This window comes from Fodinibius sp. SL11, from assembly GCF_052060035.1.
Taxonomy (GTDB): Bacteria; Bacteroidota; Rhodothermia; order Balneolales; family Balneolaceae; genus Fodinibius.
Genome location: NZ_JBPOEA010000001.1, coordinates 210,489 through 227,539 on the forward strand (window position 1 = coordinate 210,489; position 17,051 = coordinate 227,539).

At 44.0% G+C, this 17,051-nt stretch carries 11 protein-coding genes; 6 read left to right on the top strand and 5 right to left on the bottom strand.

Going from position 1 to position 17,051, the window contains the following annotated elements:
- The first annotated feature begins 168 nt into the window (after positions 1-168).
- Positions 169-1,023, top strand: coding sequence for a 3-hydroxyacyl-CoA dehydrogenase family protein (locus ACQ76V_RS00890; RefSeq protein WP_440998578.1), 855 nt, complete (start codon positions 169-171; stop codon positions 1,021-1,023).
- Positions 1,024-1,087: 64 nt separating this feature from the next.
- Here the strand turns inward: ACQ76V_RS00890 and ACQ76V_RS00895 are convergent, their stop codons facing one another.
- Positions 1,088-1,408, bottom strand: coding sequence for a hypothetical protein (locus ACQ76V_RS00895; protein WP_440998579.1), 321 nt, complete (start codon positions 1,406-1,408; stop codon positions 1,088-1,090).
- 182 nt (positions 1,409-1,590) lie between these two features.
- Here ACQ76V_RS00895 and ACQ76V_RS00900 point away from each other — a divergent pair, with 182 nt between their 5' ends.
- The 3 genes from ACQ76V_RS00900 to ACQ76V_RS00910 all read left to right on the top strand — a co-directional run bounded on the left by ACQ76V_RS00900 (position 1,591) and on the right by ACQ76V_RS00910 (position 7,184).
- A complete protein-coding gene (locus ACQ76V_RS00900) occupies positions 1,591-5,037 on the top strand; it encodes an amidohydrolase family protein (RefSeq protein WP_440998580.1) in 3,447 nt (1,148 codons plus the stop codon).
- 42 nt (positions 5,038-5,079) lie between these two features.
- Positions 5,080-6,066, top strand: coding sequence for a threonine ammonia-lyase (locus ACQ76V_RS00905; RefSeq protein WP_440998581.1), 987 nt, complete (start codon positions 5,080-5,082; stop codon positions 6,064-6,066).
- A gap of 95 nt (positions 6,067-6,161) precedes the next feature.
- Positions 6,162-7,184 carry a threonine aldolase family protein gene (locus tag ACQ76V_RS00910; RefSeq protein ID WP_440998582.1) on the top strand — a complete coding sequence of 341 codons (1,023 nt, stop codon included), beginning with the start codon at positions 6,162-6,164 and terminating at the stop codon, positions 7,182-7,184.
- A 4-nt stretch (positions 7,185-7,188) separates the two neighbouring features.
- Here ACQ76V_RS00910 and ACQ76V_RS00915 read toward each other — a convergent pair whose 3' ends face one another.
- The 3 genes from ACQ76V_RS00915 to ACQ76V_RS00925 all read right to left on the bottom strand — a co-directional run bounded on the left by ACQ76V_RS00915 (position 7,189) and on the right by ACQ76V_RS00925 (position 12,536).
- Entirely contained in the window at positions 7,189-7,623 is a 435-nt protein-coding gene (locus tag ACQ76V_RS00915) for a hypothetical protein (protein WP_440998583.1), read from the bottom strand.
- A gap of 63 nt (positions 7,624-7,686) precedes the next feature.
- Positions 7,687-8,889 carry an aspartate aminotransferase family protein gene (locus ACQ76V_RS00920; RefSeq protein WP_440998584.1) on the bottom strand — a complete coding sequence of 401 codons (1,203 nt, stop codon included), beginning with the start codon at positions 8,887-8,889 and terminating at the stop codon, positions 7,687-7,689.
- Positions 8,890-10,361: 1,472 nt separating this feature from the next.
- Positions 10,362-12,536, bottom strand: coding sequence for a Tex family protein (locus ACQ76V_RS00925; protein ID WP_440998585.1), 2,175 nt, complete (start codon positions 12,534-12,536; stop codon positions 10,362-10,364).
- Between the two features lie 112 nt (positions 12,537-12,648).
- Here ACQ76V_RS00925 and ACQ76V_RS00930 point away from each other — a divergent pair, with 112 nt between their 5' ends.
- Positions 12,649-13,422 carry an inositol monophosphatase family protein gene (locus ACQ76V_RS00930; protein ID WP_440998586.1) on the top strand — a complete coding sequence of 258 codons (774 nt, stop codon included), beginning with the start codon at positions 12,649-12,651 and terminating at the stop codon, positions 13,420-13,422.
- A gap of 59 nt (positions 13,423-13,481) precedes the next feature.
- Here the strand turns inward: ACQ76V_RS00930 and ACQ76V_RS00935 are convergent, their stop codons facing one another.
- Positions 13,482-14,486, bottom strand: a complete 1,005-nt coding sequence (locus tag ACQ76V_RS00935; protein WP_440999017.1) for an alcohol dehydrogenase — start codon at positions 14,484-14,486, stop codon at positions 13,482-13,484.
- Positions 14,487-14,696: 210 nt separating this feature from the next.
- Here ACQ76V_RS00935 and ACQ76V_RS00940 point away from each other — a divergent pair, with 210 nt between their 5' ends.
- Positions 14,697-17,033 carry a hypothetical protein gene (locus tag ACQ76V_RS00940; RefSeq protein ID WP_440998587.1) on the top strand — a complete coding sequence of 779 codons (2,337 nt, stop codon included), beginning with the start codon at positions 14,697-14,699 and terminating at the stop codon, positions 17,031-17,033.
- The last annotated feature ends 18 nt before the right edge of the window (positions 17,034-17,051 follow it).

A 17,051-nucleotide genomic window follows, 5' to 3' on the forward strand; every position in this document is an offset into this window, starting at 1 on the left:
TAACGGGGAAAAGGTTAGTTCGATAAATTGGGATAAAGATGTCTTGCTGTCATTTATTTTAAACAATCTGCGATGTATTATTACTTTAAGTTCGTTGAAAATGCCTCAGAAAATCGATACTCTCTTTTATCAATAAACAACAATTAATAGCAATAAATTTTTAGTGATATGGATATTAAAAAAGTAGCTGTCATTGGCGGCGGTACCATGGGAAATGGCATTTGTCATGTGTTTGCAATGAATGGCATTCCGGTGAATCTGGTAGAGATGAATCAGGAGCTGGCTGACAAGGCATTGGCGACCATCGAGAAAAACCTGGAACGGATGGTCAAAAAAGAAAAGATTGATGCGGATCTAAAAGTGCAGACGCTCGAAAACATTGAAACGCATACTGATACGGCTAAAGCTGTTAGTGACGTGGATCTGGTTGTAGAGGCGGTGCCTGAAAACTTTGAGCTAAAGAAAAAAGTATTTTCAGACGTCGATAAAGCTGCACCGCAAGAGGCGATATTGGCTTCTAATACATCATCCATATCGATAACAAAGTTAGCTGCAACTACTTCGCGTCCGGAGCGCTTTGTGGGCATGCACTTTTTTAATCCCGTGCCTATAATGAAGCTGGTAGAGGTTGTTCGTGGGCTGGATACGGATGCAGATGTTGTGAAAGCAATTGAAGAGACAGCTGAACTTTTAGGCAAGAATCCCGTTGAGGTGGCTGATTATCCGGGTTTTGTTTCCAACCGGGTGTTAATGCCGATGATCAATGAAGCAATCTATTGTGTCTATGAAGGCGTGGCAGAACCCGAAGATGTAGATCAAGTAATGAAGTTAGGAATGGCACATCCGATGGGGCCCCTGCGGCTGGCTGACTTTATTGGTTTGGATGTTTGCCTGGATATTTTAAATGTGCTTTATGAGGGATTCAAAGACCCAAAATATCGACCGTGTCCGCTGTTGGTTAAGATGGTAGATGCCGGCAAGCTCGGGGATAAGTCCGGAGAAGGGTTCTATACGCACGAGTAAAACAATGAGTTTATTTGAATGTTAAACCCTCAGGAATCTGTATTCTTGAGGGTTTTTGTTTTCCCTACCAAAACTTCCAATAGTTAAGGTAGTGTTTAAGGCGATCTATGAAATGTTGGCCTTGGAACCATCCGAAAACAAAGCATATAATTATGAGGGTATAAACAAGTACCGTTGTTAAACTACTGGCAATAGTCGTTACTGCGTGATAGCCAGAAAGCATATAAATCCCTCCTAATCCTATGCCCGGAAACATCCAGAAAGCTATAATGTTAATTAGCGCAAAGCCAAGGAAAGCACTTAATAGGGCGTGGGTTAGTCGTTCGGTTAATGTAGGTACCCGTTCGTGATTGCGCTCATCAATATGTAATTCATTCTCACTCAATGCAGGTCATTTTGTTATTCATCGATTAGTAAGGTTCTAAAAGTTATTGATAAATAAAAAAATCTCCCTGTAGTATTAGCTATTTAGGTGTTGGAAGCTGTAAAAAAATGTTTCTCGTTTCCATTTTTATCATATTCTTGTTATTTGTTGACGTCTAAACATTTATTGAAAACGGGATTTTTATGGAAAAAATAAAACCACTGTTACTGATTGTCTTTTGCACGTTGATCACTATTTCCAATGGTCAGGCAGAAGACTTCGAGGATACAATTTTAACTCATCGTTCATTTTCGACTTTTCAAGCTGATACGGCTGATACTGCTACAACGAAGGAAGCGGATTTGCCACTTAAAGCGGAACGGATTATTGATATCAGCACCTCCGAAGGCACCTGGATGTCGGTTGATGTAAGTCCCGATGGCCGGCAAATTGCTTTTGATTTGATGGGGGATATTTACACCATGCCGATTTCGGGTGGAGAGGCTAAACAGATTACTGATGGAATGGCTTTTGACGCCAAACCAAAATTTAGTCCGGATGGTAAAAATATGCTGTTTACCTCAGACCGAGATGGTTCTGATGAAATATGGTACATAAATTTGGGAACGGAAGAGTTACATCAAGTGACCAAAGGTAATGATAACCGCTATAATTCAGCTGAATGGACACCAGATGGGAGTTATATTATTGCAGCAAAAGGAGGTTTGACGAACAAGCTTTGGTTATTCCATAAAGATGGAGGCAGTGGTGTTCAATTTGTTGATGGCCCTGAATCGCTCCGCACTATAGAACCTGCTATTAGTCCCGATGGACGATTTGTTTATTATTCACAGCGGATGGGAGCCTGGAATTATAACGCACAATTGCCCCAATATCAGTTGGGCGTCTATGATCGCGAGAACGGTGAAACAAGTACCATAACGTCGCGCTATGGTTCGGCGTTTACCCCGGTTGTTTCGCCTGACGGGAAGTGGTTGGTCTATGGATCTCGGTATGAAGATCAGACAGGATTAGTCATTCGCAACCGTGATAACGGCGATGAGCGTTGGCTGGCGTATCCGGTGCAGCGTGATGAGCAGGAGTCGCGCGCTACATTGGGGGTGTATCCCGGAATGTCATTTACTCCGGACAGCAAGGAGTTGGTGGCCTATTACGGTGGTAAAATCTGGAGGATCCCGATTGATGGGGGAGAGGTCCAAGAGGTACCGTTTAAAGTGGATACAGAAATTGAGCTTGGCCCACGACTGGATTTTAATTATCCCATCAGCGATGAACAGGAGGCTATTGCTACTCAAATAAGAGATGCCGTGCCGTCACCGGAAGGAGAAAAGCTCACGTTTACGGTGATGAATAAATTATATGTAATGGACTTCCCGGGTGGTACACCGCGTCGCGTTACGGATCTGGACGTAACCGAGGCTCATCCCACATGGTCGCCCGATGGCAGATGGATCGCTTTTGCGACCTGGGATAAAGACGAAGGAGGGCATATTTATAAAGTTACACCTGACGGACGAAATCTTCAGCAACTTACCGAGAAAGCGGCAATTTATGGAAATCCTGCCTGGTCTTACAACAGCGATAGAATTGTGTTCTTGAAAGGAACTGCTGAAAGTTACCGTGACGGATTAGGTCCCGGGGCTTATTTTGGCTCATTAGATGATATTTTGTGGATTCCGGCTGATGGAGGAGAGGCAACATTGGTTGCTAAAGCCGACGGACGTACCAATCCGCATTTTATTAAAAGTAATGATCGTATTTATCTCAATGATGATAATACGCTGGTTTCGATTCGTTGGGATGGTACTGATGAGAAAGAGTATGTGGAGATGACCGGTATTACAACGGCCGGATTTGGGAATCAAAATGGTGTTCCGCACGAAGAGCGTATCCTTCACCCGGTTTCACCAAAAGAAAATAATCCTCCAAGTGAAGCTTCCCTGATAACTATGGCTCCGGAAGGAGATCAGGCGTTGGCGAAGATCAATAATGAAATTTATGTGGCTACGGTGCCCAAGGTGGGTAATAAGATTAGTGTATCGGTTGCAAACCCAGATAACGCGCAATTTCCCGCCCGCAAGTTGACTGAAATTGGTGGTCAGTTTCCCCAATGGAATACGGATGGACGGAAAGTACATTGGTCTATTGGTAACGGGCATTTTGTCTATGACCTGGATGAGGCCAAAGCTTTTGATGATAGCGTAAAAGCGGCTCAAAAAGCGGAGGAAGAGCAAGAAGCTGAAGATGGCGAACAAGAATCCGAAGAGGATAAGAAAGAGGAGAAACCCGAGGAAAAGAAAACGCCTGAAAAGTATAGTCCGGAAGAATATGCAGTTGAAGTTGCTTATGATCGAGATATGCCAGAAGGGATTGTGCTATTACGGGGTGCTCGCATCATCACGATGGATGGAAGCGAAGTGATCGAAAAGGGAGATATTCTTATTGAGGACAATCGCATCAAAGAGGTGGGAATGAGTGGAACATTGCATGTGCCGTCCGGTGTCGAACGTATTGATGTATCGGGCAAGACGATTATTCCCGGCCTGGTGGATACCCATGCTCATATGTGGCCGACGTGGGGCATTCACAAAAATGAAATATGGAACTATTGGGCAAATCTGGCCTATGGAGTTACAACCACTCGTGATCCACAGACTTCTACCACAGATGTTCTTTCGTATAGCGATATGGTGAATGCCGGAAAGATGCTTGGTCCACGCGTATATTCGACTGGTCCCGGCATTGGGTACTGGGCGTATAACATTCGCGACCTTGATCATGCCAAGGATGTGATGCGACAATACAGCGAATATTATCATACTAAATATATCAAGATGTACCTTGCCGGAAATCGTCAGCAGCGACAGTGGCTGGTGATGGCTGCAAAAGATCAAAAAATAATGCCTACTACTGAGGGCGGGCTCGATTGGAAGTTGAATCTTAATCAGCTCATTGACGGTTATCCCGGACATGAACACAATTTCCCGGTGTATCCCATTTATAGCGATGTGGTTGATGTGGTTGCCGAATCTAAAATGGCAGTAACTCCCACCTTGCTTGTTACCTACGGCGGTCCATGGGCCGAGGAGTATTATTATTCTACCGAACAGCCCTATCAGGATTCAAAGCTCTCATTCTTTACACCCTATGCCGAGCTTGCATCCAAATCACGAAGACGCGGTTTTTGGGCTACAAAAGATGAACATGCGTTTTACAAACATGCAGAGTTTATAAATGATCTCGTTGAGTCCGGAGGGTGGACTGGTATCGGAAGTCACGGTCAGCTTGAAGGTCTTGGTTATCACTGGGAGCTTTGGTCGGTACATGCCGGTGGAATGTCGAATCATAATGCATTGAAAGTGGCAACGATTTTGGGTGCTAAATCCCTGGGACTTGATGAAGATCTGGGTTCCATAGAAAAAGGCAAGTTGGCTGATTTGGTTATTTTAAATAAAAATCCGCTGGATGAAATCCGTAATACCAACTCGGTACACTGGGTAATGAAAAATGGCCGCCTGTATAATGGGGAAACACTCGATGAGATCTACCCCCGAAAACGCAAAGCTCCGGAGCGGTGGTGGGGGAATGATAAACCCGACGCAGGACTGCCAGGAATGAAAAATGAGTAATTTTAAAATTCACAATGAATTAATAATGATTCTGATTGTAGTATGAATACGATAAAAATTCCTACGCCCCGCGAAATTGAGCAGGCACGAGAAAAACTGGGAGATCGGGTGCGACGGACACCCGTTTGGCAGTGGAAGAGTGATGTAAAAGATCAGTTTTTAAGTGCTCAAACCAATGTGTTTTTGAAGTTAGAGCTCTTTCAATATGCCGGCAGCTTTAAGCCACGCGGTGCGCTTATGAATATGCTGAATCTCTCAGAAGAGCAGCTCAAAAATGGCGTTACGGCCGTCAGTGCTGGGAATCATGCTATTGCTGTTGCGTTTGCTGCGAAGTCTCTTGGTACTACCGCAAAAGTCGTGATGCCCAAGACAGCTAATTCATTTCGCGTTGAAAAGTGTAAGTTGCATGGAGCAGCGGTAGAATTAGTTGATGATGTTCATACGGCCTTTCAGCGGGTAAAGGAAATCGAAAAGAATGAAAACCGTGCCTTTATTCATCCCTTTGAGGGAGAGCAAACAGCATTAGGCACTGCAACGGTTGGATTCGAATTTGTGCAGGATGTCCCAAACCTTGATGCTGTAATTGTTCCTATTGGCGGGGGGGGATTATGTGCCGGCATTGCCTCGGCCGTCAAGCAAATGGTCCCGGATTGTAAGGTATATGGTGTAGAGCCGGTGGGGGCCGATAGTATGAGTAAAAGCCTAAAAGCAGGTGAACCCGTCGAAATTGATGAAGCTGATACCATCGCCGACAGCCTTGGAGCACCACATGCCGCACCCTATAGCTTTGGATTGTGTCAGCGTTACGTGGATGAAGTTGTTACCGTTACCGATTTGAAGATGGCCCAGACCATGCGCGTAATGTTTGAAGAGTTGAAATTGGCTGTTGAACCGGCGGGGGCTTCAGCCCTGGCTGCAGCAACTGGACCGCTTGCTGATGAGGTCATGGATAAAAATGTGGGAATTATTGTCTGCGGCACTAATATTGACACTGAAAGTTTTCAGACAATACTTGATGATATAAGATAGCGTAAAAAGCAAAGCCTCATCTTGAATCCCAATGTGTCGCAACAGGTTCTGATGCAGGATATACTATCAAATAAATGTAAAAATTATGAATACTGATGATTGACCTACGAAGTGATACCGTAACTACTCCAACCCCTCAAATGCGAAAAGCTATGGCCGAGGCCGAAGTGGGGGATGATGTCTTTAGAGAAGATCCAACAGTAAATGCTCTTGAAGAGAAGGTTGCGAACATGTTTGGTTTCGAGGCAGGACTATTCACGCCAAGTGGTACCATGGCTAATCAGTTGAGCATCAATGTATTAACCGGTCAGGGAGATGAAGTCTTGATCGAAGAAACAGGGCACATTTTTAACTATGAGTCAACAGCAGCTTCACACCTTTCATCAGTTTTACTTCGTCCGCTGCAAGGAGTGAAGGGCAAACTCTCCGCAGATGTGCTAAAAGATACCATCCGCGGACAAAAAGAATGGGAACCCCGAACGCAGGTTGTTGCATTAGAAAACTCAACGAACAAAGGGGGCGGGTGCTGTTATACAGAGCAGGAATTTGCGGCAATAAGCTCGTTTGCTACTCAAAATGGCTTGGCCATCCATCTTGACGGCGCGAGAATTTGGAATGCAATGACAACTACCCAAACAGAGCCCACCTTTTTTAGCAGAATTGCCGATACGATGTCGGTGTGTTTTAGTAAGGGACTCGGCGCACCGGTGGGATCCATGATTCTGTCATCCCAAAAAAATATTACCGAGGCTCGTCGCATGCGCAAGATGTGGGGCGGAGGTATGCGTCAGATTGGGTTGTTAGCCGCCGCGGCAGATTATGCCATCGAACACCATCTGCCAAAGCTCAAAAAAGATCATCAAAGAGCTCAAGAGCTGGCCAAAGTAATAAATCAATGCTCAGGTCTAAGTATTGATTTGGAGTCCGTAGAGACCAATATTTTGATTTTTAACGTAAAGGAAATGGCTGCTGAGGAAGCTGTTGAACAGTTGGCGGATGAAGGCATACAAGTAGTGCCCTTCGGACCAAAAACACTGCGTGCCACTTTCCATTTTCAGATTGATGATGACGACTTGGCGACCGTCAAAGAAGCATTTGAGAAGCTGTTTAACGGATAAAAAACTACTGGCGCTTTTCGTCGCTTTGATACGATTGGAACAGTGGGTTGTCACGTCCCACAATCTGTAATTGGTTAAAATCACGAACCCCCAGGTGCAGCCGAATATAAGGACTAACGGCTCTCAAAAAGTACCAGTAAGCACTTTTCTCCATTTCTTTCCGGTACTCTTCCACAAACTGGTCCAGCTCTTTTTGCGCTTCAAAAGGTGCCCGATAATATTGCGAAGCCGAAGGCACGTTATAAGTACCCATATCCGTAAGTGCTCCGCCCGAAACCGACCGGCTGTATTGCTGATCTAATTGGATGGGAGTATCAGTTTCTTCATCCGGCTCAATAGAAATCCGCGTGGAGTCGATTTCCTGCGCAGCCCCATCTTCAGGCACTGCAAACAAAAATCCGCCCAAAACAATGAGCATCAAAAAGTGATAAAAATGCATGCTGGTTATTGAATTATTTTTTTATCCAGTAACTATAACAAAAAAACACCCATTTTGTTTTCTTCAGGATGATATTTTGTGGATTGCCGACACCAAAACCTCAGCCAATGTAGATAAGTCTTTTTCTTTGGTAACAAGCGGCGGCACAAGTCTCATTACATTCCCCTGTGTACAGTTCGACAGTACGCCATGATGCATCATCTCTTCCACGACCGGACGTCCTTCAAATGAGAGCTCCACTCCGATCATAAGTCCTCTGCCACGGATATCAACTACCTCATCCATATCAGAAGTACGGTCAGCAATTTTCTGCTTCAAGAACGCTCCTTTTTGTTTTGCCTGATCGACCAGATTTCCATCAATAACCGTTTGGAGAGCAGCAAGGGAAGCAGCACAAGCCAGAGGATTGCCCCCGTAAGTACTTCCGTGATCACCATAGCTCATCGTTTCGGCAACCTTATTTTGGCAGACCATAGCGCCAATAGGGAATCCACCGCCCATCGCTTTAGCCATCCCAATAATGTCGGGCTGTACGCCATAGTGTTCAAAGCCGAACATTTTACCTGTTCGAGCAACGCCCGTTTGGACTTCATCAACAATCAAAAGCGCATTGTGCTGATCGCAAAGCTCTTGAATGGTATCCATAAACGCCTGCGAAGCTATATGCAATCCGCCTGAGCCCTGAATGGTCTCAATTACAATACCGAGCGTGTTTTCATCAAAATGTTTGTTAAGCACCTCAATATCATTCATTGGGATCTCTTGGAAGCCACCTAAGAGGGGATCGTAGCCTTTAGCATATTTGTCCATGCCCATCGATATCGTCCCGACTGTTCGGCCGTGAAAAGCGTTGCTGACCGTTAGGAGAGAACCTTTTTTTTGATGAGTTTTGCCATATTTTCTTGCTGCCTTTAAACATGCTTCCATTGCTTCCCCACCGCTGTTGCATATAAATCCTTTATCCAGTCCGGTAATTTCTGATAGCAATTGCAACAGCTCAGCCTGTGGCTTACTGTAATAGAAGTTGGAAATATGCATGAGCTGCCCGACTTGATCTTGCACTGCTTCCACCACATTCGGGTGGCAATGTCCTAAACTGTTAACCGCAATACCGGCCAGGGCATCCAAGTATTTGTTGCCTTCCTCATCCCAAACATAAGCGCCTCTGCCTTTGGTAAGGGTGATAGGATAGCGGTTATAAACGGGCAGGTGGTACTGTTCGGTAAGCTGCTGATAATTCATAAAAACGGTGAAAGCTGTAGCCAATTAAAAATTATAACAATAAACTCTTTTTGTACGAAGTATTAAAGCTTCTAAAAATAAGATCAATAGTAATAAAAATTTACCGAAACTATGAATAAAACGGATTTGCTTACCTTGTTAGTGATAGTATTCCCTTTAGGGGTCTGGCAGGTTTTTGGTTAGGACAATGGCGATACAGAATCTTCTATTTCCTTAAAAAAAGAGCAACCAACCTTGTTTGACTTTTCATCCTTACACGCAAAAATACATGAAGAAAGACTCAATATTTCGGAAGATTTGGAAGCTTTTTTATGGGTATTTGATGCTGCTATTTTCATCCCTAATGCCAAGTCTGCAGAGCCCATAATATCACTGGTCAATTAGATCATTAGCGGTGGAAATGGAAATCATTTTTCAATTAATATTTTGGTATGCACCGATGCCCAAATAGGGAAGGGGTATCGAATATTTTTCTACCGAATATTTGATCTAAAAAGTACTCCAGAATGGAGATAAAAATTGGGACATATTAGGAGTAACAAGGAAGAAAAAAAAACTGAAATGAAGTTTATGAATATGTTATTGAACTTCATTGATGTACTAAAGAACATGGAGTGATAGTTCCTTTTTGAATAGTGTGGCAATTTGACATATAAAGCGATCAATTTGAGTAATGAATGGTTGCAGGTTCAATACCTTGTTGGGTTGCAATAACTTACAGCGATTAATCTAATTGGGTTTATCATTTACATTGTAAGAGGCGAAAAAGCTATAAAATAAAATTGTCAAGAGTACTGATATTCTAAGCGTGTATAATTTATTTTATTAGCCTTTAAGTAAAATACACCGAATACCTAAAAAGTACTTTAAGTGTATCCGGTGTTAATATTGTGCGGTACTTAAATTATTTAGGTAGGAAATAGACGGTTTGTTGAAGAATGGAATAGAAGGATAGTTTATATTCCTGTAAGTCCAATTATATTAAGGGTTTATAGTATATTAATTGCGGGTTAATTTGTTGGATTACTAAAGTCAATCTCCGCCTAAATAATTTAAGTTTATGCTTCAAAATGGATGGAAGACAATTTTTCAGTACAATATTGAAAGTATGCAAATAAATGAAAGGCAATTAATTACAAGATATACTTAATGTAAAATAAATATAAAAAAGGGCTGAGGTAGACCTTTATTGGCTAAAATAAATTTGAAAGTTACACTTTAGAGCCTCTCTACTGTAATAGAATTTTGGAAATTTTCAGTACTCAGGAGAAAAGTTTTTATCTGGAGAAAGGAAATGGACAGGTAATTATAGATAAGATTTGCGTTGTAACAACCATAGGAATGTCAATACGAAATAGAAAAATTTGACAAAAAAATAAGGGACTAAACAGTCAGTAAATAAACGACTATTTAGTCCCTGAAATGGATGAGGTATCTATCTGTCAGGTACTCATTTTCTAACTCAAATTAGATGAAAGTTTTAGTCCTAAATCAGATTAATCTACGAGTGATAATCCAATGCGACCACGCTCCAAATCGAGCGATACAATCGTGAGTTTTAGGATGTCGCCAACGGCAACAACATCATGCGGATCTTCGACCTTCCGATTAGCCATTTTTGAGATGTGTAGAAGACCGTCTTGCTTCACTCCGATATCCACAAAAGCACCGAAGTCAACAACATTGCGAACCGTACCTTCAAGCGCTTGTCCTTCGCTCAAATCTTCCATCTTCATGATGTCATTTCGGAGCACGGGTTTGGGTAGCGATTCCCGCGGATCGCGTCCCGGTTTCTGCAGGTTTTCAATGATGAGTTCAAGGGTCGGAACACCCACGCCAATCTGTTCAGCGATCTGTTCCTTATCTATATGTTTGAGTTTTTTGGCAATAGCTTCTGTCTGTTCGCTCAACTTTTCCAAGTTGATATCAAAGAGATTGCAAAATTTTTCAGTTGCTTCATAGCTTTCCGGGTGAATGGCGGTGTTGTCGAGAGGATTGCCAGACTCTGGAATACGCATAAATCCGGCTGCCTGCTGGAAACGAAATTCACCGACCCCCTTAATATCTTTGATTTGCTCGCGATCTGAGAAGATCCCTTCGGTTTCGCGATGTTGCACTATGCGTTTGGCTACTCGGCTGCTTAAACCGGAAATATGGGACAATAATGGCGCACTTGCCGTGTTTAGGTTCACTCCCACCTGATTTACGCAGCTTTCAACCACATCATCCAGTGACTGTGCCAACTGATTTTGATTTACGTCGTGCTGGTACAATCCCACCCCAATCGATTTCGGGTCTATTTTGACCAGTTCAGCCAGCGGATCCTGCACGCGGCGGGCGATGGAAATATTGCCGCGTTGCGGGGCATCCAGATCCGGAAATTCCTCAGCCGCCACTTTTGATGCTGAATAAACAGAGGCTCCAGCCTCGTTGACAATCATGTAATTGAGTTCCTCATCGGGGTGTTTCTCTTTTCGCTTCTGTAAGAAATTTGCCACAATCTGTTCGGTCTCGCGACTGGCAGTTCCGTTGCCGATGGCAATCAGATTGACATCATATTTGTCGATAAGTGTATCAAAAACCTCTTCGGCTTCGGCGACCTTTTCCTGTGGCGGCGTGGGATAAGTGGTCGTTCCTTCAAGATATTTACCCGTCTCGTCCACCACGGCCACTTTACACCCGCTCCGATAAGCGGGGTCAATGCCCATCACTACTTTGTGATCGAGCGGCGGCTGCATCAACAAATTTGATAGATTTGTTGCAAAGGTTTCGATAGCGTGCTGGTCGGCTTTCTCGGTCAGATTATTGCGAAGCTCACGTTCCAGTGAGGGAAGCAGCAGTCGTTTATAGGCATCTTCAACCGCATCCTGAATGTGGGGGACAAAAATGCTCATGTCATTTTGTATTACCACATCGTCAATATTTTCGAGGGTGACTTCATCCCATAGCTCCACATTCACGAACAACACGTTTTCACGTTCCCCGCGATTGATCGCTAAAATCTGATACGGTTTAAGATGTTTAGCCTTTTGGGAAAATTCGTAGTAGTCTTCGAAATTGGTACGTTCTTCTACTGCGGGATTTTTCTCCGTTTTAATCACGGCATGCTCCTGAAAGATATCGCGCAGCTTCTCCCGCACATCGGCTGACTCGTTAATCCATTCAGCGATAATATCGAGGGCACCGTCCATGGCCTCCTCCGCGGATTCAACTTCTTGTTCGTCATCCACAAACTTGGCCGCGTGCTCCATGGGGTCGCCCTGCTCAATCTCCTGTTCCCAGATAAGCTCAGCCAGCGGCTCCAATCCCTTCTCTTTGGCCATATCGCCCTTGGTGCGGCGCTTCGGCTTGTAGGGTAGATAGAGATCCTCCAGTGTATTTAGATCAGTGCAGGCTTTGATTTTTTCTTCAAGCTCTTCGGTAAGCTTATCCTGCTCATCTATGGTCTTAAGAATGGTTTTTTTACGATCCTCGAGCGTGCGGTGGAACTCCAGCTTGTCGCGCACACCTCGGATATCCTCCTCATCAAGTCCGCCGGTGGCCTCCTGACGATAACGTGCCAGAAATGGGACGGTGGCACCGTCATCCAAAAAGTCAGCTACTGCTTTTACCTGCTTCGGTTTAAAGTTCAATTCCTGCGCAATATTGCTAAAAATCTGTGAATCAGTCATGTAATGAAATAAAATCTTAATGGTAAATTTGAGTCTTCTGGATTCTGAATCCTGAGTTCAGAATCCTATATTTGACCTGCCAAAAATAACTACACTAAGACTATAAGTACACATGAATTTTGACTTGGATATGGTACACGAAGCGGCTGTTGAAATAGCAAAGTTAGGGGGCGATCATACGCTCAATTATTTTAATAAGTCATTTGATATAGAGCGCAAATCAGATGATTCTCCGGTAACGGTTGCCGACCGGGAGGCGGAAACAATTTTACGAGAGGAGATTCAAGCCCGTTTTCCTGAGCACGGCATCGTGGGAGAGGAGTATGACGTTCATAATCCCGATAGCAGCGTGCAGTGGATCTTGGATCCCATCGATGGAACGAAGTCATTTATCCACGGGGTGCCGCTGTATACGACGCTGATTGGAGTGATGGTTGATGACGAACCAGTGATTGGTATCATTTATGCTCCGGCGCTTGATGAACTTTGCGATGCGGCTAAGGACAAGGGAGCGCGCCTGAATGGGGAACCGTGCAGCGTGCGTTCTTGTGATAATCTGTCCGAGGCCAGTTTTATGAGCACGGATGTATATACAGCAGCGAAGTTTGGGTATGGGGATGCGCTTGATGCTCTGATCGAAAAATCGCGCATTCATCGTACTTGGGGCGATGCATACGGACACATGCTTGTGGCAACGGGACGCGCCGACCTGATGTTTGATCCCATTTTGAATATTTGGGATGCGGCACCACTTCTAACTATTCTACAAGAGTCGGGGGGAGTATTTTGTGACACGGAGGGCAAAGAAACAATTAAATCAGGAAATGGGTTTTCGTGCAGCAGGGAATTATTGCCGGAGGTAATAGAGGTTTTTGAAAGTAATTAATAAAAAAGGTCGCAATGCAAAACATTGCGACCCTATTAGCAATTAACTAATAATAGCTATCACATTTCCAGAACTACTCGGAATCGCGCCTCATTATTGATCATTCGATCATACGCTTCATTTGCTTCTTCAAGTGGATAAGTTTCAATAGTCGGCGTGATATCTGTCAGCGCACTAAAGTCCAGCGTATCTTCGGAGTCTTTTGCCGTGCCGCTGGGCCATCCGCGAACAGACTTACGTCCCATGATGAGTTGAAAAGGACTTACTTCAACCGGTTCTCCGGTGGCAGCGACAATCATCAGCGTACCGTCAGTACCGAGCCCGTCAATAACCGATGAAATGGCATCACTGTTAGGAGCTGTTGCCAGTATTACTTTTGCTCCGCCCAACTTTTGAAGTTCTTCAGCGGCATCATTGGCTTCAGTATCAATAAAATGATCGGCACCGAGCCCATAAGCCAGTTCCTGTTTGTCCGTTCCGCGCGATAGGGCAACGACTTCGCATCCAAACTTATGAGCATATTGTACGCCCAGGTGACCGAGTCCACCAATACCTTGGACGGCTACCAAATCACCGGGATTAAGATCACTGTTGCGCAGAGCGTTAAAAGTGGTAATGCCGGCGCACAACAGGGGAGCCGCATCAGCAGAATCAAGTGATTCGGGTACATCAGCCAGTGCATTTTGAGGAGCCGTCATATATTCGGCATAACCGCCGTCGAAAGTAAGTCCCGTTATTTGAGCGTTTTCGCAGTTAATAAAATCACCTTTACGACAGGCTTCACATTCGTGGCAATGTCCGCCGTGCCAGCCTACGCCTACGCGCTGACCTTCTTCCCATTCGGAGACGTTGCTGCCAACTGATTCAATGGTACCTATCACTTCATGACCCGGTACGCGCGGATATTCAATGCCCGGCATAGTTCCATCTTTTACAAAGGCATCACTGTGACAAATGCCACAAGCTTGTACTTTAATTAACACTTCATCTTCAGAAGGAGTGGGAATATCTTTTTCAACGAGTTCAAAATCTGAACCCGGTTCTGATACTTGCATTGCTTTCATTGCACTCATAAGTAATAATATTTTAAAGTTGAACTTTCTTTGCTTTTTACCAACAGAAAAGCGAGCCCAATCATTTACATTTTTGGGAACAATTAAAAAAAGCTTCACTTAGATTTATCGGAAAGTATAAGACTCCTTATATTCCTGCGTTAGGTAATAGCTGCCAAGTATTTAGAAGTGACTTTTTAACATCCAATTTTGATCTTGCTCATGTCCATAAATCGTAATAATTCTTTTTCTGTTACGGCAATAATCGTTTCTCTCACCATTTTGATAGGTACGGGTATTAGCTCAGTACAGGCTCAATCTTTTGATCACGAACCGTATCCAAAACTTGATTATGATTTCATTTCGGTAAATCTGAATTTGGGGGTACAACCTCAAAATATGCGCATTGATGGGGAAGCTACCTACCAAGTTGAGGCCAATATCAGTGGGGCGGATACATTAACGCTTTATGCATCGCATCTGGATGTCAGTAATGTGTCGGTAGATGGAGAAGCTGTTGATTTCTCACTACAAAATGACTCCCTGTTTATTCCTGTGGATGACTCTACGGTAGCAGGATCGCAGTACGAAGTCAATATCCGTTATTCCGGACGTCCCCAGTTTGGAGTCCTGCAAAACCAACACGAAACTATTTGGAGTTCTCAACTGCCAAGGGCACAACGTCACTGGATCCCTATCGTTGATCATCCGCAGGTAACACTCCAAACCACTTTCAATATATCGGTGCCATCAGGGGTGAGCGTTTGGGCGACCGGTGAAAAAGTGGACGAGGAAGTGCTTTCGGTTGAAGCTGTTCGTTATACGTTTGCATCACAGCAAGAAATTCCGGCTTCCAGTTTGGCCTTTGCCATGGGTGATTTTGAAAGTCAATCAACGAGTTACGGCGAAAAGAAAATTAATTTGGTTGTTGAAAAATCGCTTGCCAATGAAATTGATCAGCAAACCGTACTGCAGAATGCATACAATTATTTAGAATCCGTAGAGGAAGCATTACAGCGCGATTATCCCTTCAGTCAGTTGCAGGTTGTGGTGTTAGGCGATCACAGCGGAGAGACCAAATCGTGGGGAGCCTCTACGGTTTTTTTATATAAGAATAGGGGAGATTGGGATACCCAATTAATGCGGGGCATCATTGGTCAGTGGTTTGGCATCCATCAACGCGAGCGACAGTGGAGCCAGGCCGATGCCATAACGCTGAGTCAGACACTCCTTTTTCAGGAGTTAATGTCAGATAACACTACGCTAAATACAAGTAATCAACCACAAGGATTTTCAAACTCATTATACCAACAGTTTGGTCCGGAACGATGGAATAGCTGGCAAAAAGGCATTGGAGAATGGCAAAATGAATCCATAAAAACATTTATGCGGGATTCTCTAACTCAGATGATGGATCTCGGTGGAGTAATCAGCTGGGAACAGTATGCAAATTTCTGGTATGCCCATAAGGGACAACCGTTATTTGAAAAACCACAATTTTCATTGGATGCTGAGGATTCTGTTACGCAACGAGATTCTGTAGCTTATGAAGTGTACTATGATTTCAATGAAGCAGAAGGAACAATTAAGCTGCAATTTAAAGCTACCAATGGATTTTTTGGGGAGCTGACGACCATAAATGCCTATGCGATATATCCGGGTAAAGTAGATACCTCAGAAGTAACCTTTACCGGCAAGGAAGATTCTATTGTGCTGCAGGTTCAGCCGACAATAAATACGCTTAAATTAGATACACAGGACCATCCTTCGCTGACTCTCGAAGAGTTTAAGCCGTCTTCATTTTTGATCAACGACCTCCGCGATGGTGAAACGGTGACAGACCGTGCAAAAGCTGCCCGTAAGCTGGGATATCATAGCGATAATCCTGATCTGCAGCTTGCAATTAAGGATTTTATGAACCAGGATCTGGAGCCGGAAGTGGAAGCGGGGCTGCTGCTTTCGCTGGCAGACATTACGGACGGTGCTTCCGGTACTGAGCAAGTTTTTTTGGACGCTCTAAAAAGCGATCACCGTGTTATTCGTGAGGCCGGATTAATGGCACTGCAAAATTATCCCCAGAATAGTACGGTTGTGAATACCGTACAGGCCGTGGCTCAACGGTCTGATGAACTGCCCATGTTTAAAAAAGCTACGGAAGTGCTTACTGTTGTGATGGCTGAGGAATCATTCAGTGGATTTGTACAATCGGTCGTCCAGTCGGATACGGAGGGTCATCGATCTATTTTTTCTATTCGGCAGCTTGCTAACGTTGGACAGGTTGCGGATGCCATAGAACAGGCTAACCTATTTACGGAAAATCAATACTCTTTTGATATCCGGAGTGCGGCGCTGCAGATTTTAATTCAGCATGACCATGCGGCTAATAATTGGTTGTCATTAGCGCAAAATTTACTTGATGAAGCTGATCCCCGTATTCGGTTTTTGGTGCTGAAGGGATTAGAGCGGAATATGAATAATGAAATCCGGCAGTACCTGAAAGATTATATGCAGGATGAATATGACGCTCGGGTATATCAGAAAATTAATGATATTCTTTGATTGGATGGAATATTGGAA